The sequence below is a fragment of the Acinetobacter sp. HA genome (genome assembly GCF_000264725.1).
GTDB lineage: Bacteria > Pseudomonadota > Gammaproteobacteria > Pseudomonadales > Moraxellaceae > Acinetobacter > Acinetobacter schindleri.
In genome coordinates, this window is the sequence record NZ_AJXD01000095.1 from 105,749 (window position 1) to 132,453 (window position 26,705).

Sequence of the window (26,705 nt, forward strand, 5' to 3'; positions counted from 1 at the left end):
TTGAATCAGAGTAATCAGCCATTGGTTTCAGTAGTTATTCCTTGTTATAACCATGAAAACTTTGTGCAAGAATGCATTCAAAGTGTTATTGAACAAACTTATCAAAATATTGAATTAATTATTATAGATGATGGTTCGAAAGATAATTCGGTAGCGAAAATTCAGGAAATGATATCTGCTTGCAAAGAAAGATTTACAAGATTTGAATTCCGCACTCGTGCTAATAAAGGACTAAGTGCGACTCTTAATGAAGCGTTAGGATGGTGTCAAGGATCGTATTATTCAGCAATTGCATCGGATGATATTTTATTAACAAGTAAAATAGGTATACAAGTAGAATATTTGGAAAGCCCTAGCAATGTAAAGTGTGCAGGCGTATTTGGTAATGTTATTTATATAGACAATAAATCACATCACCTTAGAGAATCTAGACTTTTATTTAAACGTAATAAATTTAAAGATATCTTTCTTCAGGATTATACTATTCTTGCTCCAACTCAACTTCTGAGATTAAATTTAATTAGGAAAGTTGGTTATTACGATGAAGATGTAAAAATAGAAGATTATTATATGTGGCTTAAACTCACTTTCTCAAATGAGTTTTATTTAGATAGTTTAGAAGATTGTTTCGTTAAGTATAGAGATCATGAGACTAATTCAAGTAAAAATTTCTACTTGATGCATAATGAAAGATTAAAGGTATTACGAAGTTACATGGAATTGGATAATTATAACGAATCAGTTTCATTAAGTTATCTAATGTATGCACATGATGTATTGAGAGAAAATAAAGTTCGTTCTTTAAAAGCCTTTCAGGTTAGTTTGATGAATTATAAGAGAATACTTTTTAGCAAATCTGCACAGATATATTTTGCAAGGTTATTATATAGATTGGTTATTCCTTAGAGGCTGGTTAAAGAAATTAAATTTATTGGATATGAGATAGTTTAAAAAAACGCATGAAAAACCTAAGCTTATCTATCCTAGTAAACTTCATATAAAAGTTATCCGCATAAAATTACTGAGCAAAAAGTTGATTGAAGAAGAAGTCACAGATGTTACTCTTCAAATGTATGACTTAAATAACAATTATAATAAAGATTATATTGTTGCTATTTTGAAAAAGTTTAACATTGATGTGTATTTTCCGCATCTTAGAGAGAACTACAATCTAGACAAGGAAGTGGAAATCATAAATAGTGACTACGTCTTTGAGGATTATGTTGTTAACCTTTTTTTTGGAGTATGAAAAAATTAACATATACACTTTTTTTAGCACGGCAGCAATAAATAGACTTCTTGCGTTAGTCAAAATTTAAACAGCCTAAAGCTACATTTTATAAGGTTTTAGCCAGTTCAAAAATTAGGTAAACGATACTTTCGCAAGAGGTCTAATGTAGATGAAACTCCTAATGTTAAAATTTATTGTTTAATAAATGATTTTTTAAAAGAGAATTAAAGTGGTTTATATGAGCTATTTGATTTCAATTCTAAGTTAAATTTAATAAGTGTAGAGTAGTTTTATGAAGCTGGTATTTGTCTTAAATCAAATGTATAAAGCTGGTGGCATTGAGAGAACAATTTATCATAGATTAATTGAATTAAGTAAATCTTATGAAATTTACTTAATTACTTTAGAAAATGGAGATAATCCATTCTATTATGGTGATCTAGAAGGTGTTAATCATATTGATCTTAATTTATCGTTTGAGAGAAAAGAAGATAATAGTTTGAAATTAAATCTTAAGAATATTCTTAAGACAATTTTCTTTATTATTAAGATGCAATTTTTTTTACGTAAAATTAAACCTGAATTTACAATTAATGTAATAGGTACACATAGCTTCTATCTATTATCGTTCTTATTTTTTACTGGAAACCTAGTTTTAGAGCATCATGCAAGTTTACACCAATCACCGCCTAATAGATTAAAAAGATACATTATGAGAAGATTTGATAAACATATCTTCTTAACGGAAGAAGAGCTGAAACTAGCAAGCTTTATAAAGTATAAAATTGTTATTCCAAACCCTATTCAAAATTATGCAATTAATTCCATAGAATATTTTTCAAAAAAAAATCGTATTGTTGCTGCTGGTAGAATTGTACATGTTAAGGGATTCGACCGATTAATAAAAATATGGAGTAATATTCATAAAAAATTTCCTGAGTGGACAGTAGAAATTTATGGAGAGCCTGATGTAAATGTATTACATCAGCTTAATAGTTTAATTGTTAAAAATCATGTGCAAGATACTTTTTTTATTAAACCTGCAACTTCTGATATTTTAGAAATATTAAATAACTCTAAGATTTATGCAATGACTTCACATTTTGAATGTTTTCCAATGGTGCTTCTTGAGGCGATGTCTGTAGGATCATTAGTTATAGCTTTTGACTGTCCAACAGGACCTAGAAATATTATTGATAATAATTGTGGATATTTAATTGAAAATGACAATATAGAATTATTTTCCAATTTTTTAGAAAAAGCAATCTTAGAGGAAAATAGGTCTAGGGATTTAGCATTAAATGCTTATGAAAAAAGTGAAAATTTTTTCATAAGTAATATCATAGAAAAATGGAAAATTTTTTTTTCTAAAGACAGTTGAAATTATTTCAAGGTATTTTAATGAAAATTTTTATATGTGATTACTGGACTGGGTCAAGGTGGCGCAGAGCGAGTTGTTTGTGATTTGGCAGACAAAATGCATGAAAAAGGGAATGATGTTAAAATTGCTTATCTAACTGGAGATATTTTAACAAAGCCTCGTTACCAAGAAATTGAATTAATTAAAATTAATTTAAATAGTTTGCTGTTATTTCCTCTTGCTTATACTAAACTTTCTAAAATAATTAAAAATTTTGAACCGGATGTTGTTCATTCACATATGGTACATGCTAATATTTTTACGCGCCTCGTTCGAATCACTACCCCTATAAAGAAACTTATTTGTACTGCGCATAGTAGTGATGAAGGTGGGGGATCGAGAATGCTTGCGTACAGATTTACACATAATCTAGCTGATTTAACTACTAATGTTAGTAACGAAGCAGTACAGGCATTTATCGAAAAAAAAGCGGTGCCAGACTCGGATATCATCACAACATATAATGGAATAGATCTGAGTAGGTTTTTTTATAACTCAGAAGCCAAAAATAAAATTCTGAATGAACTTAATATAAATAAAAACTCTTATTTGATTCTAGCAGTAGGACGTTTTAGTGAGGCGAAGGATTACCCAAATTTATTCCATGCTTTTAAAACTTTAAAAAATAAGAGTATTAGAGATATTAAATTGATTATTGCCGGGGATGGGGAACTACGTTCAGAAATTGAAATAATTATTGATGAGTTGGATTTAAAGCAAGATATTTATTTATTAGGAAGACGCAGTGATATCCCAGATTTAATGAGTGCTGCAGATTTATTTGTATTATCATCTAAGTATGAAGGATTTGGTTTGGTTGTTGCTGAGGCCATGGCATGTAAGACTTTAGTTGTTGCTACAGATTGTGGAGGGGTTGCTGAAGTTTTAAATAATAATCAATTCTTAGTACCCTCATCAAATTTAAATATATTAGCAGAAAAAATGTATTATGCCTTAAGCCTCTCTCAAGAAGAAAAAAATAAAAATATTATAAAAAATTTATGTCATATAGAGAAAAATTTTTCATTAGAAAAAATAGTTGAAAAATGGGTATATCTATATGATAAATAATATTTTAAAAAGAATATCAAATAAAGCTTTATTTTCCTGTATTGTTTGCTTGGTTTTTTTAAAGCTTTGTTTTTATTTCTTAATAAAAAATAAATTTATATCTCTTGGTTTGGGTGGTGGTAACGACTCAGATTATTATGATGCCTATGCTTTGGGCTATGATGACTTTGCTGTAAATATTTGGCCTGTCATTTTAAGGTTTTTTAATGACTTAGGCTTGTATTCTCGAGAGGGAATGTCTTATTTATTTTTATTTTTAAACTTATTTATAATTCCTATTTTAGTGGCTAAGTTGTCTGGACTCAATTTTAAAAAAGATCAGAAATATTATTTATACAGCTTTTTACTGTGTCTTATCTATCCTACACTTTTTTTCTATACATTCGATATTTATCGTGACGTATTTATGGTGTTCTCTTTTTTGGTAGGTTGCTTAATTGTTAAAAATTCTTTAAATAGTAATAACCTTATTGTTTTTTCATTTTTTTATATATTAGCAATTTTAATAGGATTGTTTTTGTTGGCTTTGCGCCCTTATTTAGGTTACGCATTTTTACTGGCTTTATTTTTATGGAAAATTAAGCTGACAAAAAAACGTATTTTTTTATTTGCTATTTTATATTTTTTTGCATTGTTTGTAGCAAACTATCTTGGTTTGTTTGAACGTATTACGGATTACCGTGAAATATTTGAAGAAGATATGCAGGGTGGGAGTAACTTAGGGTTGGATTTCTCTAATCCTGTGTTGTTCATTCCTAACTTTGTTTTAAGTACTTTAGGTCAACTTTTTGGATTATATTTAGTTAATCCTTTTGCTGTTTTATTGTTTGTAATTGAAACATTACCTGCTTTATTTATGATGACCTATATATTAAAAAATATTAATTATGCAGATAGTTTTATACGCTTTTTAATCATTTTTTTTGTTTTATATGCGAGTGTATGGTTAATTGGAAATGATAATCTCGGAACGGCTGTTCGTTTGAGGTTATATAATTATTTAGTTATTTATATATGTTTTTTCTATATTCTACGACTTAAATTATCGTTTAGAGGATTTTCCGATAACATAGTGTCATCTAATACTAAGCAGGGTTAATATAATGAAAAGACTAATTATGATTGGCACTACTGCTGCATGTTTTTACGGTTTTCGGGCTCATCTTATTAAAGAATTAGTTGAAAAAAATGTAAAAGTATATGCCTTTACTACAGATCATCAGGTTTCCGAGTTAGAGAAAATAGAAAAGCTAGGTGCTATACCTGTAGTTTATTCACTTAGCCGTAGTAGCCTAAACCCTTTATCAGATTTATACGCTACGTATAAACTATATAAACAAATTAAAGAGTTAGAGCCAGATTTAGTATTCTCATATTTTACTAAACCTGTGATTTATGGTTCTTTAGCTGCAAAGCTTTCTAAAGTAAAAAAAATTACTGCTATGCTAGAAGGACTAGGCTCACCATTTACTGTTCACCGGCATGGACAAAGTTTAAAAATTAAACTTATTCGATTTATACAAGTTTCTTTATATAGGATTGTTTTTCCTTTTATTGACAAGATTGTTTTTTTGAATAAGGATGATCCAGTTGATCTTATTGAAAATAATAAAATTAAGCATAAAGCAAACTCTTCTGTTGTGTTAGGACCTATAGGGCTAAACTTAAAGGATTACTCTTATACTCCTTGGAATATATCGAATGAAATTTCTTTTATTTTTATAGCAAGGCTCTTAGCAGAAAAAGGAATTTTCGAATATGTGGAAGCAGCTAAAATAGTCAAAAAGAAATATCCGCATATTATTTTTAGAGTAATAGGAGGGCTTGATTTAGAAAATCCTTACGGCTTAACTCAAAATCAATTAGATGAATTAATTGAGAGTAACACGATTGAATATTCAGGTTTTGTTACAAATGTGGATGACTACATAAAAAAAAGTGCAGTGTTTGTTTTACCTTCTTATTATCGCGAAGGTGTCCCGAGAAGCACACAAGAAGCAATGGCAATAGGACGCCCAGTCATTACAACAGATGTCCCTGGTTGCCGAGATACGGTTATAGACGGTGTAAATGGTTTTTTAGTGCCCAAATGGAACCCACAAGCATTGGCAGAAAAAATGATTTATTTCATTGAGCACCCAGAGCAAGTTCGTATGATGGGTGATCAAAGCCATAAAATTGCGATTGAAAAGTTTGATGCAGAAAAAGTAAACCAGCGCTTATTAGAAATATTGGGAATTTAAAAATATGAAGGTCTTACTTACAGGCAGTAACGGTTTCCTCGGTCAATACTTATCGCAATTTTTGGCTGAAAAAGGCTATTCTGTTTTAGCGCATACCCGTAAAGCCCAAACTTTTGACCATTCGAATATTCACAATATCAATTTTGATCTGAATGATAACTTAGACAACATTGATCTGAATCAGGTTGAAGTTATTATTCATTGTGCAGGCCGTGCGCATGTCATGCATGAAACTGCTGCATCGCCACTTGAAGCATATCGTCACACTAACGTGCAAGGTACTCTAAATCTTGCACAAAAAGCGGTAAAAAGTGGCGTTAAACGCTTTATCTACTTAAGCAGTATTAAAGTTAATGGTGAACAAACTACGACACAAGCCTTTCACCCCAATGATGATGTCCATACAGATGACCCGTATGGCTTATCTAAATATGAAGCAGAACAAGCCTTACTTGCGCTCTCTCAACGTACAGGTTTAGAAGTGGTTATTATTCGTCCCGTCCTCATTTATGGGCCTAATGTAAAAGCCAACTTTAAAAGTATGGTGAACTTGGCAACTAAAAAACTCCCTTTACCGATTGGTTGTTTAGACAATAAACGCAGTATGGTGAGTGTCTATAACTTGGCTGACCTGATTCATACGTGTATGACGCATCCAAATGCCAACCGTGAAGTATTTTTAGCCAGTGATCAGGATGACATTTCAGTCAAACAATTATTTGAAAAATTAGCAAAATATCAAAATAATCAATTGCTAATGCTACCTGTACCAAAAAGCTTGATCAGTTTTATGGCAAGTTTGGTGGGAAAAAAAGCGGTTGCCTCACGTTTATGTTCAGAACTGGTGGTAGATACCACTAAAAATACACAACTTTTAGGTTGGACAGCACCGTATAATGTTGATACAAGCCTAGAAAAAATGTTTAACACAGCGCATAAAAACTGAGCCTAGTCAAAAATATGTCCATGCTATCCCTTTTTATTTTCTTTTTACTCGCGTTTGCGATGACCTATTTCATGCGCGCCTACGCCCTCAAGAAAAATATCATAGACAACCCCAATGAACGTAGTTCCCACAGTGTACCTACGCCACGTGGAGGTGGTGTTGCGGTGGTGTGTAGCTACTTGTTGGCGCTGGCGGTGTTGATCTATAGCCAACAATTGACGCTACATATTGGCTTAACTCTTATGGCAGCGGGCTTTGTCATCGCTTTACTTGGTTTTTTAGATGACCATGGGCATATTAACTCCATGCTGCGTTTAGCCGTACATTTTTTGGTGGCCATTGGCGTGGTGATCAGCTTAGGAGGCTTTAGCGAAGTTACAGCTTTTAATGGTCTAGCACTTGGGTTTAGTGCCAATATTATTGCTGTACTGTTTTTGGTATGGTTGCTGAATCTATATAACTTTATGGATGGCATTAACGGTATTGCCAGTGTTGAGGCCATCACCACCACAGTCAGTATGGCAATTTTATACGCTATACTAAATACCTCGCTTAATTTAGATATCCTGTGGTTATTGGCAGCCTGTGTATTTGGTTTTCTATTATGGAACTTTCCCAAAGCTAAAATTTTTATGGGTGATGCCTGTAGTGGGTTCTTAGGGCTCACCTTAGGTATTTTGGCGCTCATCGCCCTCAAAGAAAATTTAGCTCTGTTTTGTGCATGGATTATTTGTTTAGGAATGTTTGTGGTGGATGCTACCTATACGCTTATTAATCGCGTGCTGAGCGGCTATAAAATGTATGATGCCCATCGTAGCCATAGTTATCAAATCTTGTCGCGTAAATGGGGTAGTCATACGCCTGTGACATTGGCTGTAGCAGCGATTAACCTATTGTGGTTATTGCCACTAGCCTATTATACCGTTACCCAGCCATTGGCTTATCCGGAATTTATGGTATTGGTGGCCTATTTACCGCTTGTATTAATTGCAATGAAATTAAAAGCAGGACATCCAGATGCCTAAAAAAAATCTGCTGATTCTGGGGGCAGGGGGCTTTGGTCAATCCATTGCTGAAGTAGCAGCGTTATCTGCACAATGGCAGCAAATTTACTTTGTGGATGACCGCTGGCCTGAGCAAAAACAAGTAGGCCAATATTCAATCATCTCAAATATTCAAAACTTGTCTCAGCTTCAGCAAGAGAATATGGAGGCAATTGTTGCGGTCGGAAATAACCAAATACGACAAAAATGGCAACAATTACTGCTTGATTTATCAATACCACTCGCCACTATCATACATCCACAGGCTGTAATTTCACCTTCTGCTCAAATTGGTCAGGGGGTAAGTATTATGGCAGGGTGTATAATTGGCACGAATACGATTATTCAAGATGGTGTGCTTCTTAATATTGGGACCTTGCTAGATCATGATGTGGTGATCGAACACTTTAGTCATTTAAGTGTTGGCGTAAACATCGCAGGCGGACAGAGAATTCCGTCTGGCTCTTTTTTAGAGGTGGGAACCCGTATTGGACATAAATCTTAATAACAAATTCTTTAAATTAAGATATGACTTATTGAAAACTATATGAAATCCATCGTTATTCCTCTCGTCGAATCCCCCCGTGCTGCCAAATTGGCTTTTCTGGTCATTCTGGATTTCTGTGTATTTCCAGTCCTGATCTGGCTGTGTTATGCCATTCGTCAGTTTGACCTTGGTGCAGAGGTGGTGCCGAATATTCCGTTTGGTTCACTGTGGGTCAGTGCAATTGCGGTTATCCTGTTGTTTGTGTTTGGGGTGTACCGCTTTATTGTGCGTACTTACAATGAAGTGTTTATGGTCAAACTGGGCCTGGCAACTTTCCTGGCGGTGGCGGGACTCTATGCCTTGGCCTATTTAACAGATGCTTTTATTCCAACTTCTATTCCACTGATGTTCGGCTTTATGATGTTCGCCTGGGTGTGGTTTAGCCGTGGGTTCATCCGTTTTATTGTCCGTTCTTATGTACAGGCGGGTATCCCGAAAAAACGTATCGCGATTTATGGGGCAGGCAATGCTGGTCAGCAGGTCGCTGCGACTTTAACCCGTTCCAATGAACATTTACCCATTTTCTTTATTGATGATAATCCATCTTTAAGCGGACAGAATATTGGCGGTATTGATGTCTATTTGCCGGAAACAGCACTTAAATGTTTTGCCAAATTGCGGATTGATGAAATCCTGATTGCGCTGCCTTCTGTGGGGCGTAGCCGCAAAAGTGAAATTGTTAAATTTCTGGAACCTGCCCATTTAAAAATTACTGAAATTCCGGGCCTGACCAAACTGGTGGATGGTGAAATCCGCGTTTCCGATATTCAGGAGGTTGATATTATTGACTTGCTAGGACGTGATCCGGTGCCCCCAGTGCCGGAGCTTCTGGCCAGGAATATTCAAGATAAAGTAGTGATGGTCACCGGTGCAGGCGGCTCGATTGGTTCAGAGCTGTGCCGACAGATTGTGAAAAACCAGCCGGCAAAAATCGTTATTTTTGAATTAACCGAGTTTGCCCTGTATAACATTGATAAAGAACTACGTTTAATGTCTCAGTGTGAGATTATTCCGATTCTGGGCTCGGTGCTGGATCAGCAAAAACTGGAACGTGTGATTGAGCAGTATGCAGTACAAACCGTCTATCATGCGGCAGCGTATAAGCATGTACCGCTGGTCGAGTGTAATCCGCTAGCGGGCCTGAAAAACAATGCAGTAGGAACGGCCTTCAGCGTGAATGCTGCGGTGAAAAAAGGTGTAGAAACCTTTGTGCTGATCTCAACTGATAAAGCGGTACGTCCGACCAATGTCATGGGTGCCAGTAAACGTATGGCAGAACTTTACTGTCAGGCGATGGCAGAGGCACAACAGCAGACCCAGATCAGTATCGTCCGTTTTGGTAATGTGCTCGGTTCTTCGGGTTCTGTGGTGCCATTATTTAAACAGCAGATTGCCAAAGGCGGCCCGATTACTGTGACCCATCCAGATGTCACCCGCTACTTTATGACTATTCCGGAGGCTTCACAGCTGGTGATTCAGGCCGGTGCCTTGGGCGTGGGTGGCGATGTGTTCCTGCTGGATATGGGGGAGCCGGTGCGTATTCAGGATCTGGCCCGTCAAATGATTGCCTTGAGTGGGTTGAAAGTTCGTGATGAGCAGCATCCAGAGGGGGATATTGCAATTCAATATGCCGGTTTGCGTCCAGGTGAAAAACTGTATGAAGAATTGCTGATTGATCAGGAAAATACTGAGCTTACGTCACACAGTCGTATTCTAAGATCATTTGAAAAACACGTTCCGTTACAGGAAATTACACAAGTATTTGATAAAATGCAGGAACTTTCTGCCATGCAGGCAGATATTGACTGGGCCTTGTCACAGCTTGAGTATTATGTTGATGGCTATCAACGTGGTAAAGAAATTAAAGTTAATTAAGTGAAGTTTATTTATGATTAAGAAAGCCATTTTGCCAGTCGCAGGTTTGGGTACCCGGTTTCTCCCAGCCAGCAAATCTATTCCTAAGGAAATGGTGACGGTGGTGGATCGTCCAGCGATTGAATATGTGGTGAAAGAAGCGGTCGCTGCGGGAATTGAGCAGATTATCCTGGTCACCCATAGCTCCAAGGCCTCGATCGAAAACTATTTTGATCGTAGTTTTGAGCTGGAAACGACGCTTGAAAACAAAAAGAAATTTGATTTGCTGAAAGAAATTACCGAGATTCTCCCTTCACATGTCAGCGTGATTAGTGTACGTCAACCTCAGCCCCTAGGTTTAGGACACGCTGTTTTGTGTGCAAAAGCAGTGATTGGAGAAGATGACTTTGCCGTTTTACTGCCTGATGTATTGGTGAAAGATTCTGATCCGGTCAATGACCTAAGCTTGATGATTCAACATTTTAATGCATCTCAAGCTGCACAGATTATGGTGGAAGCTGTGCCGGATCATCTGGTCGATCAATACGGCATTGTAGATGTCGCAGAATCACCTGCTGAAGGACAAAGCATCGTGATGCAAGGCATTGTAGAAAAGCCGGCGGTGGGAACGGCGCCTTCAAATTTATCGGTAGTGGGCCGTTATATCCTGCCGGCAAAAATCATGCAGTTACTGGAACAGACCCCACGTGGTGCAGGCAATGAAATCCAGCTGACCGATGCGATTGCCATGTTACAGCAGACTGATACGGTAGAGGCCTATCGCATGAAAGGCCAGACCTTTGACTGTGGCAGTAAACTGGGTTATCTCAAAGCTGTATTGCACTATGGTGTGGATCATCCGGTACTGGGTGAGTCCTTTAAAGCCCTGATTCAAGAACTGAAGCTCTAAATATAGACTTTAACAATAATAAGGATCCTTATGAACATAGCAGTATTTGGTCAGACCTTATATGCCGGTGTCATGGCAGCCCTACTGGCAGAATGTGGTCATCAGGTCTACTGGTGTGATTTGCTGAAAAAACCGTCTTCCGAGCAGGTTTATGCACAGGATGAAGCCGTACAGCAGTTACTGAACAAGCAGCATGCCAAGGGCTTTTTACAATACTGCAAGTTCGAGGCGATTCCTTTAGATATTGATGTCTATCTGTTTAGCTTAAGTCCGACTGAAGAAAGTCAGGGTCTGGAAATCCTGCGTGAGCTCAAGCAGCGTCCAATTATTCATCCAAAACTGATGATCAATGCTTCTACCTTGGGCCTTCACGGTACCGAAAAATTCCAGCAAATTCTTTCAGAAGATTACTGGATCTATTTGCCAGATGTGATTCAGGAAGGTAATGCCTTACGCAGCCTGACCGAAGCCAGCCAGCTCATTGTCGGCTATAGCAATGAAACGGCGAAAACACTTTTGAAGGAATTGCTCAGGCCGTTATTTCCGCGTGAACAGCAATACCTGTTTATGCCGGTTCTGGATGCCGAATTTACCAAACTGAGTGTGTCCGGCATGCTGGCCACGCGCATCAGCTATATTAATGATCTGGCTCTAGTGGCTGAAAAACTTGGTATTGATATTGAGCATGTACGCCAGGGGCTGGCAGCGGATAGCCGGATTGGTTCATCTTATCTGTATCCGGGAGCAGGGTTCGGCGGCGAAAACTTCTCGCATGATATTCAGATCCTGGCCAGTACTGTGTCAGGTACCGGCGCGAAAAGCCAGCTAATGGCCCAGGTCTGGGAAATTAATGAGCAGCAAAAAGAACTGCTATTTCGCAAGCTGTGGAATTATTACCATGGTGATCTGGCTGGAAAAACTGTGGCGATCTGGGGAGCATCCTTTAAGGAAAATACCTCGCGTATCCAGCAATCTCCGATTCATGCCATGTTGACTGCACTCTGGGCTCAAGGGGTGACCGTCAAGCTGCATGATCCTCAAGCCCTGGCGGAAATTGAAAAAGTCTATGGACAACGCGATGATCTGGTGTATTGCACAGATCAGTACGAGGCTGTAAATGGAGCACATGCCCTATGCGTGCTCACAGCCTGGAAACAGTACTGGAGTCCCAATTACCGCAGCCTGTTGAATCAAATGCAGCATCCATTGATCCTGGATGGACGTAATATTTATAATCCGGATTATATGAAAGCACAAGGCTTTGCCTATAAGGGAGTAGGACGTTAATGAGTGTAATTCAGCAACCTTATCCCCTCGAAGAGAAAGAGACTGTTTTAAGCCGGTTAAATGCTTTAAAACAGCAATTTGAACATAAGCATCTGCAAGAGCTGTTTCAGCAAGATCCGCAGCGTTTTCAGCATTTCTCGGTCAATCTGGAGCCGGTGACCTTTGATTTTAGCAAGCACCGCATTGATCAGGACGTGCTACAGGCACTAGTGCAACTGGCACAGGTACAAGATCTGAAACAGTGGATCAAACGGCTGTTTTCCCAAGAACAGGTTAACTACACCGAGCAGCGTGCTGCAATGCATTGGGCCTTACGTTTGCCTGAGCAGAATGAACAGCATCCTGAACTGGCTGCCGAGGTGCATACCCAGTTACAGCGCATGTTCACCTTGGTAGAAAAAATCCATGCTGGACAGTACCGCGGTGCTACCGGTGAAGTGATTCAGGATGTAGTCAATATCGGGGTCGGCGGTTCGGATTTGGGACCGCTGATGGTCAGTCAAGCCCTGTCTGACTTTAAACAGCCGACTCAGCGTCCCCTCAATGTACATTTCGTATCGACCATGGATGGCAGCCAGCTGTCTGATCTGCTGCATAAGCTGCGACCTGAAACAACACTGTTTATTATCTCCTCCAAATCTTTCGGTACCATTGACACCCTCTCTAATGCACAAACGGTACGCCTGTGGTTGGAAAAAACCCTGGGACAAGACCTGCGCACGATCCAGCATCATTTTATTGGGGTTTCGACCAAGCCGGAGAAAATGACAGCTTGGGGAATTGCACCGGAAAATCAGTTCCTGCTTTGGGATTGGGTTGGTGGCCGTTATTCGCTCTGGTCCTGTATTGGCTTGCCTATTGCATTGACGATTGGGGTACAGGGTTTTCAGCACTTTTTAGCGGGTGCCCATGCGGTAGATGAGCATTTCCAGACGGCTCCATTTGAACAGAATATTCCGGTGTTGATGGGACTGTTAGGGGTCTGGAACAACAACTTCCTGGATATACAAACCCATGCCGTATTGCCTTATGATGGCCGGTTAAAATATTTTGCTTCTTATTTGCAGCAGCTGGAAATGGAATCCAATGGTAAATCCATTCAGCGTAATAGCGAGAAAGTAGAATGGGATACCTGTCCGATTATCTGGGGAGAAGTCGGACCGAATGCCCAGCATGCCTTCTATCAGCTATTGCATCAGGGCACCCAATCGGTCAGCAGTGATTTTATTGCGCCGGTTCAGCGCTATAATGCGAACCAGTTCACCTATGCCGATAATGCCGATGCGCTGATTGAACAGCATCATTTGGCCCTGTCCAACTGTCTGGCACAGTCGCGGCTACTGGCCTTTGGTAATCAGGCGCTTGATGCCAGTGAACTGGCCGACCTACCGACCTATAAGCAGTATGCAGGGAACCAGCCGAGTTCAACTATTTTAATGCAAGAGCTCAATCCTTATAGTCTGGGGATGTTGATCGCCATGTATGAACATAAGGTGTTTGTGCAGTCAGTGCTGTGGAATATCAATCCTTTTGACCAGTGGGGCGTCGAAAAAGGCAAGGAAATTGCTAACCAGCTCTTGCCGATTTTAAATGGAGAACAGGCGGATGTGTCCGCGCTGGATGCCTCGACACAAGGTTTAATTGCAATATTAATGGGGAAACAGCGTGGCTAAAGTACTGGTAACAGGTGGTGCTGGTTATATCGGCTCACATACCTGTCTGGAATTATTAAATGCCGGACATGAAGTCGTGGTATTAGATAATCTTTCTAATAGTTCTAAAGAATCTCTGAATCGTGTGCAGGCTTTGGCTTCGAAATCTTTGGATTTTATTCAGGGTGATATTCTAGATCAGAATATTTTGAATCAGATTTTTAGTACCTATCAAATTGATGCCGTGATCCATTTCGCCGGTCTAAAAGCCGTAGGAGAAAGCCAGCAAATTCCGCTGACGTATTTTGAAAATAATATTTCAGGTTCCATCAGCCTGGTACAGGCCATGCAGCGCGCTGGTGTATTCCGTCTGGTCTTCAGTTCCTCGGCTACAGTCTATGATGAAGCCAATATCTCGCCTTTAAATGAAGATATGCCGACCGGTATGCCGAGCAATAACTATGGTTATACCAAGCTGATTGTAGAGCAGCTATTACAAAAGCTATCGGCATCCGATGATCGCTGGTCAATTGCCTTGTTGCGTTATTTTAATCCGGTTGGAGCGCATAAAAGTGGTCAGATTGGTGAAGACCCGCAAGGGATTCCCAATAACCTGATGCCGTATGTGACTCAGGTGGCTGTAGGCCGTCGTGAAAAGCTGTCTATTTTTGGTGATGATTACGATACGGTAGATGGGACAGGCGTACGGGATTATATCCATGTGGTGGATCTGGCCAATGCGCATTTATGTGCATTGACTAACCGTCTGCAAGCACAAGGTTGCCGTGCCTGGAACATTGGTACGGGACAGGGCTGTTCAGTCTTGCAAATCAAAAATACCTTTGAGCAGGTCAACGAGGTGCAGATTCCATTTGAAATCGCTCCGCGTCGTGAAGGCGATGTGGCGACGTCTTTTGCCGATAATACCCGTGCAGTAAAAGAGCTGGGTTGGCAACCAAAATATGGTCTGGAAGATATGCTGGCAGACAGCTGGAACTGGCAGAAGCAGAATCCACAAGGCTATCGCGATTAATTTTTTCAGATAAGTATCAAGCATAAAAAAAGAGCCATTTTGATCTGGCTCTTTTTTTCTGACTTCAGCTGCCTTGAATCAGCTGGGTCAGCTCATCCACATAGTCTTGCATTGGTCGTGGATTCTGGTCACGACGGCTTTCAATATTCAAACGCAATAATGGTTCGGTATTGGATGCTCGCACATTAAAACGCCAGCTACCAAAATTCAGGCTGACGCCATCAGTCTGATCAATTTCAGGTTTCTGATCGGCATAATGATCGAAAAGTTTTTGGATGGTTGCCTGGGTATCGGCCACTTTAAAATTAATTTCACCTGAACATGGGAACTTGGCAATCATTTCTTCAACCAGCGAAGATAGAGATTGCTGTGTTTCAGACAGTACCGCAATCGCCAGTAACCATGGAATCATGCCGCTATCACAGTAGGCAAAGTCACGGAAATAATGATGCGCACTCATTTCACCGCCATATACGGCATTGTGCTCACGCATTTTTTCTTTAATAAAAGAGTGACCAGACTTGGACTGGATGGCTTCACCTTTAAACTGCTCAACAATATCAAAAGTGTTCCAGACCAGACGCGGGTCATGCACAATTTTTTCACCAGATTGTTTTAGCAAGAAGGCCTGCGCCAGCAGACCGACAATATAATAACCTTCAATAAACTGGCCTTTTTCATCGAACAGGAAACAGCGGTCAAAGTCGCCATCCCAGGCAATCCCCATATCCGCACCATGCTGAATGACCGCATCACGGGTACTGTCACGGTTTTCAACCAGAATTGGATTTGGAATGCCATTCGGGAATGTACCATCTGCTTCATGATGAATTTTAATAAATTCGACAGGAATATTCAGTTCCTTAAACTTTGCCTCAATCGCATCAATCACATGACCTGCAGCACCATTACCGGCATTCACCACCAGTTTTAACGGGCGAACTTTTGCAGGGTCGATATATGTCATTAGGTGATCGACAAATTCGGGCAGGATATTATATTTTTCAGTATGACCTTTTTGGCTAACTTCAATGAACTGACCAGATTCTGCCAAGGCCTGAATCTCTTTAAGGCCGGTATCTGCACTGATCGGGCGGGCATTTTCACGTACCAGTTTCATGCCGTTATAATCCATCGGGTTATGACTGGCAGTGACTTCAATCCCACCTTGCACATCTAAATGGAAGGCACCAAAATAAACTTCTTCAGTCCCGGTCATCCCTAAATCTAGAACATTCACGCCCGCATCATTTAAACCACGGATGGTGGCCTGTTTTAAATCTTCACTGCTAAGGCGAATATCACAACCGACCACAACGGTTTTGGGCTGGTAAATTTGTCCATAGGCGCGACCAATTTTATAGGCAATCTCTTCGTTGAGTTCAGTACCGAGTTTGCCGCGAATATCATAGGCTTTAAAGCACGTCAGTTTTGTCATTTATAGGCTCTCTATTCAGAAGAAAAAGGCCAGTTCCCCAGCCTTGATTCAATTCTAATTATTCTACAGTGACCGATTTTGCCAGGTTACGCGGCTGATCGACATCCGTACCACGAAGTACAGCCACATGATAGGACAATAACTGCACCGGAATGCTATACACAATCGGGGCCAGTACTGCATTGACTGCAGGAATATGGACCACATGTTGACGGTCTTTGGCTTTAATACCACTGTTTTCATCAGCAAAGACGAACAGCTCACCACCACGTGCCTGCACTTCTTCCATATTGGATTTGAGTTTATCCAGCATGTCATCCTGTGGCGCCAGAATCACTACTGGCATGTCGTTGTCGACCAAGGCCAATGGACCATGCTTCAGTTCACCTGCCGCATAACCTTCAGCATGAATATAGGAAATTTCCTTCAGCTTCAAGGCACCTTCTAGCGCAATCGGAAAATGTGTACCGCGGCCCAGGAACAGACAGTGCTGCTTTTCTACAAACAGTTCAGAAAGGCGTAAAATTTCATCGTTATGATGCAAGGTATCCAGAATCACTTTTGGCATATGCCATAAGTCGGTGCTAATAGCTGTGACCTGTTCTGCTGAAATTGTATTTTTGACTGTACCCAGTTTTAGTACCAACAGCATCAGTGCAGCTAGCTGTGTGGTAAAGGCTTTAGTCGATGCGACACCAATCTCAGGGCCTGCCAAAGTCAGCAGACTGTGATTGGTTTCACGTACCATGGATGATGTTGCCACGTTACAGATCGTCATGGTGGTGATGTCTAGTCCTTTGGTAGCCGCACGTTTCTGTGTGTCACGTAATGCAGCCAAGGTATCGGCAGTTTCACCAGATTGGGAAATACACACATACAGCGTATGATTTACAATCACTGGCGTACGATAACGGAATTCGCTGGCAATCTCGATCTGGCAAGGCAGATCAATCAGCTGTTCAAACCAGTATTTGGCAATCATGCCAGCATGATAGCTGGTACCGCAGGCAATAATCTGGACTTGCTGAATTTTGGAGAAGTCCTGTTCCGCACTGGCAAGGAAGTCTTCGCGCAGGTCATTACCATTCAAGGCTTGGGAAATGGTCTGTTTGATCGCTTCAGGCTGCTCATAAATTTCTTTGAGCATGTAATGCTTGTACTCACCTTTAGAAGCATTGCTGACCGCAGCATCCAGTTCTTTGACCGGACGATCGACCAGTTGACCATCGACAAAGACTTCAATGGTGGTGCGGGTCAAACGGGCAATATCACCTTCTTCCAGGTAGATAAAACGGTTGGTAATCGGCAACAGAGCCAGTTGGTCAGAACTGATAAAATTCTCGCCAATGCCTACGCCAATTACCAGTGGAGAGCCTTCACGTACGGTAATCAGTTCATCTGGATGATCCGTATGTACAATGCCCAGTGCATAGGCACCTTTTAGTTGCGGCACCACCTGACGTACAGCTTCTAACAGGCTTGGGGTAGATTTCAGCGCATCATTGATCAGATGGGCAACGACTTCAGTATCCGTCTGTGAGGTAAACACATAGCCCAAAGCTTCAAGATCATCTTTAAGTTCTTGATAGTTCTCAATAATACCATTATGAACCACTGCCACATTTTCAGAAATATGCGGATGGGCATTTTCTTCAGTCGGTTTACCATGGGTTGCCCAGCGTGTATGTGCAATACCGAGTGAACCACTAATCTGTGATTCATTCACCGCCTGTTCAAGGTTGGAAACCTTGCCGACACGGCGCTCACGCAGGACCTGATGATTGTTGATCAGGGCTAAACCTGCTGAATCATAGCCACGGTATTCCAGGCGTTTTAAGCCTTCAATCAAAATATTGGTAATGCTGCGTTCCGCAATGCCACCGACGATACCACACATATTTGTTCCCCTTATTTCTTGATTTTTTGCGGACGTGGATAGTTTTCTTTGGCAAATTGCTTAGAGCGCTCTACTGCCAAACTGTTGTCTTCCACATCACGGGTAATCGTCGAGCCTGCACCGACTGTAGCACCGTTACCAATTCTCACAGGTGCCACTAATGAACTGTTCGAGCCAATAAAGGCTTGATCACCAATAATTGTTTTAAATTTGTTGGCACCATCATAATTACAGGTAATGGTCCCTGCACCGATGTTTGAGCCTGCACCAACTTCAGCATCACCCAGGTAGGTAAAGTGGTTGGCTTTAGAGCCTAGACCAATCGTGGTATTTTTAACTTCAACAAAGTTACCAATGTGAACTTCATTGGCAAGTTTTGCCCCTGGACGTAAACGTGCAAAAGGTCCAATTTGGGTATCTTCCCCAACGATGGCGCTATCGAAAATGCTATATGGCTGCACCTTGGTACCCGCTGCAATCTTGGTGTTCTTGATGATACAGCCAGCGCCAATTTCAACATTGTTACCTAACTCGCAATCACCTTCGATAATCACGTTGATATCAATGCGGACATCCTGACCGACGGTTAAATTGCCACGCAAGTCAAAACGGCTTGGATCAATCAGATGTACGCCTTGCTGCATGAGCTGTTTGGCCTGAAATGCCTGGAACTGACGCTCTAAAGCAGCCAGCTGCACCCGGTCATTTACCCCTTCAACTTCAAAAGCCTGCTCAGGTTCTACAGATGCAACTTGCATACCATCTGCCAAAGCCATCGCCACAATATCAGTCAGGTAATATTCACCTTGCGCATTGTCATTGCTTAAACGTGGTAGCCATTGATGCAACTTGGCATTGCTGACGGCATAAATACCGGTATTGATTTCCTTGATTTGACGTTGTTCTTCAGAAGCATCCTTGTGCTCAACAATGGCCTGGATCTGACCTTGTTCACGTACGATACGGCCATAACCATTGGCATCCGGCAGGGTAAGCGTCACCAGACCAATACCGGTTTCTGCAGTAGCATCGAGTAATTTTTGCAAGGTTACAGGATTAATGCACGGCACATCGCCGGAAAGAATCAGCGAAACGCCATCTTGTGGCAGGACAGGCAAGGTCATTTGCACTGCATGGCCGGTACCCAGCTGTTCAGCCTGTTCTACCCATTTAATCTCTTGCTCTGCAAAAGCAGCCTGAACCCGGTCACCACCGTGACCATAAATCGTAATAATATTATCTGCGTTTAATTTTTTTGCCGTTTCAATGACATGACCCAGTAAAGGACGTCCTGCAAGGGGTTGTAATACTTTCGGTAAGCTGGAACGCATACGGGTTCCTTTACCTGCAGCAAGAATAATCACAGTCGTTGACATGTTCTAATCCTAAATATGGCTTATGCCACAGTGAAGTAAAAATAAAGCAAAATACAAAGGGCCGCCCACAGGCCAGCAATAATGTCATCCAGCATGATGCCGAAACCGCCGTCAATTTGACGGTCAATGACACGAATCGGCCAGGGCTTCCAGACATCGAATAAACGGAACAGAGCAAAACCGACCAATGCCCACATCCAGCTCATTTCATTTAGATAGAGCAAAGGCAAAAAGGTAATGGATTGACCTGCAAATTCATCCCAGACAATGCGACCATCATCATGTACACCCATGACTTTAGCCGTATGCCCGCAAATATAGATGCCAATGAGCGACATTAGAATAATGGCTAATATGGTGCTCGATAGACCAATTGCAAGCCATAGCGGAATAAACAATAAGGCAAAAGCTGAACCAAACGTACCCGGCGCTTTCGGTAATAAGCCAGAACCAAAACCAACACCACAGAACACAATAAAACGGTCGGTCCATGACATGGCTTTAAAATTGATTGAAGGTTTATGCAAAATGTTGATACCCATTAAATTGAAGCAAATGATCTACGCCATCTTTTTCAAAAGTTAAGCCGCGCTGTTGCTGAATTGTGCCGATTATACTAATCGAATCATCAAGTTGTTTTTGCAATAATTTTTCATAATTTTGCGGGCTTATTGTAAAACATAATTCATAATCGTCGCCACCCGCCAATGCATACTGCCATTTTTGTTCATCATTTAAGGCGTGCAGGGCAGTACTTAGTGGTAAGTTTTCAAGTTGCAGCTTTGCGCCGACATTTGATGCTTTAAGGATGTGTCCCAAATCTTGTGCAAGACCATCTGAGACATCAATCATGCTATTGGCCAGGCCTTTAAGCGCAGCACCTAAAGCACAACGTGGCGTTGGATAATCCAGACGTTTTTGTAGATCATGACCTAAATGCTTTAAGCCAAATGCCGCATCGCCAACCGTACCTGAAACACAAATCAGATCACCGATTTGGGCACCTGAACGTGGTACAGCAAGGCCTGTATCGACCCAGCCCAGTGCTGTGACAGATAGAGTCAGATGTGGACTTTGCGTGGTATCACCACCAATTAAACGTACACCAAATTGATCGCAGCAGTCGTATAGCCCTTGGCTAAAGCCTTTGAGCCAAGCATGATCAATTTGGGGTAAGCTCAATGCCAATAAAATACTATGCGGTGTGGCGCCCATCGCGGCAATATCAGATAAATTGACTGCAACAGATTTCCAGCCAATGGCATGTGGGTTTGTATCTAAAGGAAAATGTCGACCCGCAACTAAGGTGTCGGCACAAATCACCAATTGCTGGTGAGGAGGGGGGGTGAGCAAGGCTGAGTCGTCACCGACCCCTAAATCGACAGAATCTTGATTCTTACGATTGAAATAGGTGTCGATAATCGAAAACTCAGCCATACAACAAATCTACTTAAAACTTAGTTTGCTTGTTGTTTTTCTGCTGCACGTAAAGTTGTCGCTAAACGATCTAATACACCATTGATGTATTTATGGCTGTCTGCACCGCCAAAATGTTTAGCTAACTCAATTGCTTCGTCTAAAACGACACGATATGGAATCTCAAGATGTTCTTTGAGCTCATACGCACCTAAACGAAGTGTTGCGAGTTCTACACCGTCAAGTGCAGAAAGTTCGCGATCCAGCACAGGGATAAGCAAAGCATCCAATGCTTCATGATTGGCAACCACTTGAGTCAACAATTCATGATAATAGCCAAGATCCACTTTGTGCATGGCATTGTCCACACGTGTACGTGCTTCAATCTCATGCACAGGGTTGTGGCTCATTTGCCATTCATAAATTCCTTGTACGGCAAAACGACGTGCTTTACGTTTTGCAGCATAAGTTGCTTGAAGTGTTTGCGACATAGCCTTAAATAGCCTTTAACAAGTTAACCATTTCAATCGCAGTCAAGGCAGCTTCACTACCTTTATTGCCTGCTTTTGTTCCAGAGCGTTCAATCGCTTGTTCAATACTATCCGTAGTGAGTACGCCATTAATGACAGGAAGACCAGCGTCCAGACCAACTACGCCTAAACCTTTGGCACATTCACCTGCCACGAAATCGAAGTGCGGTGTGCTACCACGAATCACAGCGCCCAAGGCAATGATGGCATCGAACTTGCCAGTCGCTGCTAATTTTTTTGCAACGATTGGAAGTTCCCAGGCACCAGGTGCATGAACGACCGTGATATTATCCTCTGATACACCATGGCGTTTCAATGTATCAACGGCACCTTCTAACAGATGTTCAACAACAAAGCTGTTAAAACGACCAACTAAAATCGCATAACGGTCTTCGTTCGCGAGATGTAACATACCTTCAATACGGCGAACAGCCATAATAACCTCGATTCTTATCTTAAGATGTGTGTTGTGCAGTGATGTATTCCACCACTTCTAAATTAAAACCTGACAATGCATTAAAGCGTAATGGTGAACTCAGCAGCTTCATTTTTTCTACGCCTAGATCACGCAAAATTTGTGCACCGACACCAATCGTTTGATACTGCTGCGACAGTGCAGCATTGGATTTCACATTTTTGGGTGCTTTTAAAGTATCAAGCGCAGGACCTAGATCTTGTAAATGACGTTGACCAATCCAGACCAAAACACCACGATCACTGCTTGCAATTTCTTTAAGTGCCTTGTCTAAATTCCAAGCCGGTTCGCCGTCCTGTTTATTCAGTTTTAAGAGGTCCCGTGTCGGGTTAAAGCCGTGGACACGTACAGTCGTTACGCCTTCTTTCGGCTCGCCTTTGACTAGTGCCACATGAATATCCGGGTTACCTAATTCACGGTAACGATACAGATCAAAGGTACCGTATTCGGTATCAATTGTTTGCTGATCTAAACGTTCAACCGTCTGCTCATTGGTCATGCGATAATGAATCAGGTCAGCAATCGTACCAATTTTCAAGCCATGCTTTTCGGCAAAGACTTCAAGGTCTGGACGACGTGCCATGGTGCCATCTTCATTGATGATTTCACAAATGACCGATGCTGGCTCTAAACCTGCAAGACGCGATAAGTCACAGCCTGCTTCGGTATGACCTGCACGGTGCAGGACACCACCTGGCTGTGCCATCAATGGGAAGATATGACCAGGCTGTACGATGTCCGTAGGTTTAGCATGAGCCGCCACAGCGGTTTGAATGGTATGCGCACGCTCTGCAGGTGAAATACCGGTAGAAATACCTTCAGCTGCTTCAATCGATAACGTGAAGTTGGTCCCGTGTTGAGCACCATTAGCATCTACCATCAATGGAAGATTCAACTGTTGGCAACGTTCTTTACTTAAAGTCAGACACACTAAACCACGAGCATGGGTGATCATAAAGTTGATGTCTTCAGGACGCACGTGCGTGGCAGCAATGACTAAATCGCCTTCATTTTCACGATCTTCATCATCCATCAGGATGACCATTTTTCCTGCACGGATATCTGCTACAAGCTCTTCAACTGTATTGAGCGGCATCAACCTTCACCTTCTTTTTTGATCTTGTTCAGACCGAATCATGACATTATTGGTTGCATAGTCTAACGCTTTTTGAGCAATTTTGCCTATGCTTATTGATTTCCCTAAACTGAACATTGTTATACACAGTCTTTTTCGGCAAAGAAAGCCGACTTTATATGGAAGTTTTTAATTTTTGTATTTTTTTATCCAATTGAAAATATTAAAAAAATCAATACTTATCATAGAGGGATATATACTTGTTTTGGATAGCTTTATGATTTTATTGGGATAGAGGGACGGTTATTTTTTGTTTAAGATAAAATTACCAAGCCAATAAAAAAGCGAACTGAAGTTCGCTTTTGCTTAGACAGGAATTAGAAGAAACCTGCGGGTTTGGTCGAGTAGCTGACAAGCAAGTTTTTGGTTTGTTGATAATGATCGAGCATCATTTTGTGGTTCTCGCGTCCAATCCCTGATTTTTTATAACCACCAAATGCCGCATGGGCAGGGTAAATGTGATAACAGTTGGTCCAGACGCGACCTGCCTGAATCGCACGGCCGGCACGATAAGAGGTATGGGCTGAACGCGACCAGACACCAGCACCTAAGCCATAAATGGTGTCATTGGCAATTTTAATGGCATCATCAAAGTCCTTAAAAGTGGTCACGGCAAGTACAGGTCCAAAAATTTCTTCCTGGAAGGTTTTCATGTCATTGGTGCCTTTAAAAATGGTCGGTTCAATATAGAAGCCTTGACCTACTTCATGGCGTGCTTCACCACCTGTTAAGACCTGAGCACCTTCTTCACGACCTGTGGCGATACAACCCAAGATCTTATCCTGCTGTTCTTGCGATGCCTGTGCGCCAATCATGGTGTCGGTATCCAGCGGATGACCGGTTTTAATGCGCTTGACACGCTCAACTGCACGTTCCAGGAATTTGTCGGCAATACTTTCCTGTACCAGTGCACGTGAAGGGCAGGTACAGATTTCTCCTTGGTTGAGGGCAAACATGGTAAAACCTTCTAAGGCTTTATCTAGGTATTCATCCTCTTGATCCATCACATCTGCAAAGAACAGGTTTGGTGATTTACCACCCAGCTCTAAGGTCACAGGAATAATATTTTCAGTCGCATATTGCATAATCAATTGGCCGACTGCGGTTGAACCGGTAAAAGCAATTTTTGCGATACGAGGGTTGGTCGCCAGTGGACGGCCGACTTCGACCCCATAGCCATTAACAATATTCAGTACACCAGGTGGTAAAAGATCCTGAATCAGTTCAACCAACACTAAAATACTGACAGGGGTTTGTTCTGCTGGTTTCAGCACAATACAGTTACCGGCAGCTAAAGCCGGAGCCAGTTTCCATGCGGCCATGAGAATTGGGAAATTCCACGGAATGATTTGACCGACAACGCCGAGGGGTTCATGGAAATGATAGGCGATGGTGTCTTCGTCAATTTCTGAAATGCCGCCTTCTTGCGCGCGAATACAACCAGCAAAATAACGGAAGTGGTCGATACATAATGGAATATCCGCATTTAGGGTTTCACGAATCGGTTTACCGTTGTCCCAGGTCTCTGCCACCGCGAGCAATTCCAGGTTTTCCTCTAGACGATCGGCAATCTTGAGCAGGATATTTGAACGTGTGGTCGGTGATGAGCTATTCCACTGGGCTTTGGCGGCATGGGCGGCATCGAGTGCGAGTTCAATATCTTCTACACTGGAGCGTGGTGCTCTGGTAAAAACTTTGCCATCGACTGGGGAAATATTATCAAAGTATTCACCTTTGACCGGCGGCACCCATTTACCGCCAATAAAGTTTTCGTATTGTGCTTTAAATTGAATTTTTGAACCGTCAGTATTTGGATCTGCATAGCGCATATTTTTGTCCTTTCATTGATTGTTATAGCTGTGAGAGAAATAAGGGTGAGAGACGAAGACTCATCTTGGAATGAATAGTTATAGCTAATATAAAGAGCAAATCTGACGCTATGTCGAGGGTTTACAAGCGTGCTACAAAAGGCAACAAAGCGAACCTAATAGGATTTCAATATTGTTATTAATAATCAATTATTTATTTTAAAGTAATTAAATTTTGGCACTGTTAAAACATGATATTTCTCACAGATCAGACTGCTGCGAGATAACAATTGACCCGTTTTAGAATACAATCTCTCAGATAAATTTTTTGGGAAGGCAGTTTTTATTTTCCTTCCCAAAATCTTTCAAATCATGATCGTTCTGAACTGGTTAAAGTCCTTTGGTATGTAACCACTCAAACAGCTGTTGATAGACCTGTTCCCGTACCGCTTTTTCTGACAGTACCAGGTCATGCAAGCCATTATGAATTTCGCACAAGGTGACATCGCCCGATATTTTGCTGGCATGCTGAATCATATCCTGCACTTCCAGGATCACATCGCTGCTTTGTGCATGACGATTAAATTTTCGTGGATAAGTCGTCTGATGCGAATGCATGATCAGGACAGGAATGCTTAACTGAAGACCTTGATGCAGTTCTTTTTGCGCCTCATGAATGGCATGTACAAAGCTCAAACGCACCATGGGATAACGGACTTTTTTCCATTCGAGGTTAAAGTTCCATTCACCATGATGGCTGGCGTGCAAACTCGGGACATACCACTTATTAAGACGACTTGGGAACAGCAAGTTTGGAAAACGTTTGCCCATTGCTGCCATTCGAGGAATGGCAAATTTCTTTTCCAGACGACTCATATTGAAATCATAAAAGGGACTGTTTGCCCAGAGCGCTTTAATCAGGGGATGATCAGGATGATGTGCTGCATACAAGGTTGTGGTTAAGCCCCCCGTTGAATGTCCGCAAAGCAGCACGGCGTCATGACTTTCCTGACCGATAATATCCAGTGCCTGAGTAATTTCTGCATCATATTCTGACAGGCTATGAACGTTATAGTACTTCTGATGCGGCAAATAGGAGCGGCCATATTTACGTAGGTCCAGCGCATAAAAGTCAAAACCCTGCTCATTGAAACGCTCTGCCATTTCAGTCTGGAAAAAATAGTCGATAAAACCGTGGATATATAGCACCGCCTTTTTAGTCGGTTTAGCGGCTTTCTTGCGAACGAGGGTCGCCACCACCTGACCTTCATAATCATTCGGAAGATCTAAGGTGGCCTGTTCATAGCCAGCCCCTAAAATATCGGGTTGATAATCTACCTCTATCTTTGTTGTCATTATTTTCTCTTAACTTCTTGTTCAGATTTTATATTTA

At 41.3% G+C, this 26,705-nt stretch carries 24 protein-coding genes; 14 read left to right on the forward strand and 10 right to left on the reverse strand.

The features are described 5' to 3' along the window. The 14 genes from HADU_RS12760 (at position 1) to galE (ending at position 15,237) form a co-directional block, all read left to right on the forward strand. Entirely contained in the window at positions 1-906 is a 906-nt protein-coding gene (locus HADU_RS12760) for a glycosyltransferase (RefSeq protein WP_081399014.1), read from the forward strand. Positions 907-1,033: 127 nt separating this feature from the next. Further along, complete coding sequence (locus tag HADU_RS16110; protein WP_008307041.1) at positions 1,034-1,249, forward strand: glycosyltransferase family 52; 216 nt, start codon at positions 1,034-1,036, stop codon at positions 1,247-1,249. Between the two features lie 274 nt (positions 1,250-1,523). Then, entirely contained in the window at positions 1,524-2,612 is a 1,089-nt protein-coding gene (locus HADU_RS12770; protein ID WP_008307043.1) for a glycosyltransferase, read from the forward strand. A 36-nt stretch (positions 2,613-2,648) separates the two neighbouring features. After that, positions 2,649-3,722, forward strand: coding sequence for a glycosyltransferase (locus HADU_RS12775; RefSeq protein ID WP_008307044.1), 1,074 nt, complete (start codon positions 2,649-2,651; stop codon positions 3,720-3,722). Next, entirely contained in the window at positions 3,712-4,821 is a 1,110-nt protein-coding gene (locus HADU_RS12780; protein WP_008307045.1) for a hypothetical protein, read from the forward strand. The genes HADU_RS12775 and HADU_RS12780 overlap by 11 nt, the downstream gene beginning before the upstream one ends. Positions 4,822-4,825: 4 nt before the next feature. Next, positions 4,826-5,965, forward strand: coding sequence for a glycosyltransferase family 4 protein (locus tag HADU_RS12785; protein ID WP_008307046.1), 1,140 nt, complete (start codon positions 4,826-4,828; stop codon positions 5,963-5,965). Between the two features lie 4 nt (positions 5,966-5,969). Beyond that, a complete protein-coding gene (locus HADU_RS12790) occupies positions 5,970-6,911 on the forward strand; it encodes an NAD-dependent epimerase/dehydratase family protein (protein WP_008307047.1) in 942 nt (313 codons plus the stop codon). Positions 6,912-6,925: 14 nt separating this feature from the next. Beyond that, complete coding sequence (locus HADU_RS12795) at positions 6,926-7,936, forward strand: MraY family glycosyltransferase (protein WP_034592983.1); 1,011 nt, start codon at positions 6,926-6,928, stop codon at positions 7,934-7,936. Further along, a complete protein-coding gene (locus HADU_RS12800; protein ID WP_005181251.1) occupies positions 7,929-8,459 on the forward strand; it encodes an acetyltransferase in 531 nt (176 codons plus the stop codon). Before HADU_RS12795 ends, HADU_RS12800 begins: the two co-directional genes overlap by 8 nt. A 42-nt stretch (positions 8,460-8,501) precedes the next feature. Continuing rightward, positions 8,502-10,376: a polysaccharide biosynthesis protein gene (locus HADU_RS12805; protein ID WP_008307055.1), complete on the forward strand. Its 1,875-nt coding sequence runs from the start codon at positions 8,502-8,504 to the stop codon at positions 10,374-10,376. 13 nt (positions 10,377-10,389) lie between these two features. Next, a complete protein-coding gene (gene galU / locus HADU_RS12810; protein ID WP_005220361.1) occupies positions 10,390-11,265 on the forward strand; it encodes a UTP--glucose-1-phosphate uridylyltransferase GalU in 876 nt (291 codons plus the stop codon). Between the two features lie 30 nt (positions 11,266-11,295). Next, a complete protein-coding gene (locus HADU_RS12815) occupies positions 11,296-12,552 on the forward strand; it encodes a nucleotide sugar dehydrogenase (protein WP_008307056.1) in 1,257 nt (418 codons plus the stop codon). Continuing rightward, on the forward strand, positions 12,552-14,225 hold the full coding sequence (gene pgi / locus HADU_RS12820) for a glucose-6-phosphate isomerase (protein WP_008307057.1): 1,674 nt from the start codon (positions 12,552-12,554) through the stop codon (positions 14,223-14,225). Before HADU_RS12815 ends, pgi begins: the two co-directional genes overlap by 1 nt. After that, complete coding sequence (gene galE / locus HADU_RS12825; protein WP_008307058.1) at positions 14,218-15,237, forward strand: UDP-glucose 4-epimerase GalE; 1,020 nt, start codon at positions 14,218-14,220, stop codon at positions 15,235-15,237. The genes pgi and galE overlap by 8 nt, the downstream gene beginning before the upstream one ends. Before the next feature lie 64 nt (positions 15,238-15,301). Here galE and HADU_RS12830 read toward each other — a convergent pair whose 3' ends face one another. The 10 genes from HADU_RS12830 to HADU_RS12875 form a co-directional block, all read right to left on the reverse strand. After that, positions 15,302-16,675, reverse strand: coding sequence for a phosphomannomutase/phosphoglucomutase (locus HADU_RS12830; RefSeq protein ID WP_008307059.1), 1,374 nt, complete (start codon positions 16,673-16,675; stop codon positions 15,302-15,304). 58 nt (positions 16,676-16,733) lie between these two features. Continuing rightward, positions 16,734-18,572 (reverse strand): glutamine--fructose-6-phosphate transaminase (isomerizing), encoded by a 1,839-nt coding sequence (glmS, locus tag HADU_RS12835; protein WP_008307060.1) that lies wholly within the window; start codon positions 18,570-18,572, stop codon positions 16,734-16,736. An 11-nt stretch (positions 18,573-18,583) separates the two neighbouring features. After that, the gene (glmU, locus tag HADU_RS12840) at positions 18,584-19,948 is read right to left on the reverse strand and encodes a bifunctional UDP-N-acetylglucosamine diphosphorylase/glucosamine-1-phosphate N-acetyltransferase GlmU (protein ID WP_005220339.1); all 1,365 of its coding nucleotides are present in this window, start codon (positions 19,946-19,948) and stop codon (positions 18,584-18,586) included. Between the two features lie 20 nt (positions 19,949-19,968). Beyond that, on the reverse strand, positions 19,969-20,490 hold the full coding sequence (locus tag HADU_RS12845) for a phosphatidylglycerophosphatase A (RefSeq protein ID WP_005220337.1): 522 nt from the start codon (positions 20,488-20,490) through the stop codon (positions 19,969-19,971). Continuing rightward, positions 20,468-21,385 carry a thiamine-phosphate kinase gene (gene thiL / locus HADU_RS12850; RefSeq protein WP_005220336.1) on the reverse strand — a complete coding sequence of 306 codons (918 nt, stop codon included), beginning with the start codon at positions 21,383-21,385 and terminating at the stop codon, positions 20,468-20,470. Before thiL ends, HADU_RS12845 begins: the two co-directional genes overlap by 23 nt. A gap of 20 nt (positions 21,386-21,405) precedes the next feature. Next, positions 21,406-21,855 carry a transcription antitermination factor NusB gene (nusB, locus tag HADU_RS12855; RefSeq protein WP_004814175.1) on the reverse strand — a complete coding sequence of 150 codons (450 nt, stop codon included), beginning with the start codon at positions 21,853-21,855 and terminating at the stop codon, positions 21,406-21,408. Positions 21,856-21,859: 4 nt separating this feature from the next. Next, positions 21,860-22,330: a 6,7-dimethyl-8-ribityllumazine synthase gene (gene ribE, locus HADU_RS12860; RefSeq protein ID WP_004814177.1), complete on the reverse strand. Its 471-nt coding sequence runs from the start codon at positions 22,328-22,330 to the stop codon at positions 21,860-21,862. 19 nt (positions 22,331-22,349) lie between these two features. After that, positions 22,350-23,465, reverse strand: coding sequence for a bifunctional 3,4-dihydroxy-2-butanone-4-phosphate synthase/GTP cyclohydrolase II (ribBA, locus tag HADU_RS12865; protein ID WP_004895820.1), 1,116 nt, complete (start codon positions 23,463-23,465; stop codon positions 22,350-22,352). A gap of 356 nt (positions 23,466-23,821) precedes the next feature. Continuing rightward, complete coding sequence (locus HADU_RS12870) at positions 23,822-25,333, reverse strand: aldehyde dehydrogenase family protein (RefSeq protein WP_004814181.1); 1,512 nt, start codon at positions 25,331-25,333, stop codon at positions 23,822-23,824. A gap of 369 nt (positions 25,334-25,702) precedes the next feature. After that, positions 25,703-26,668: an alpha/beta hydrolase gene (locus tag HADU_RS12875; RefSeq protein WP_008307066.1), complete on the reverse strand. Its 966-nt coding sequence runs from the start codon at positions 26,666-26,668 to the stop codon at positions 25,703-25,705. Positions 26,669-26,705: the final 37 nt, after the last annotated feature.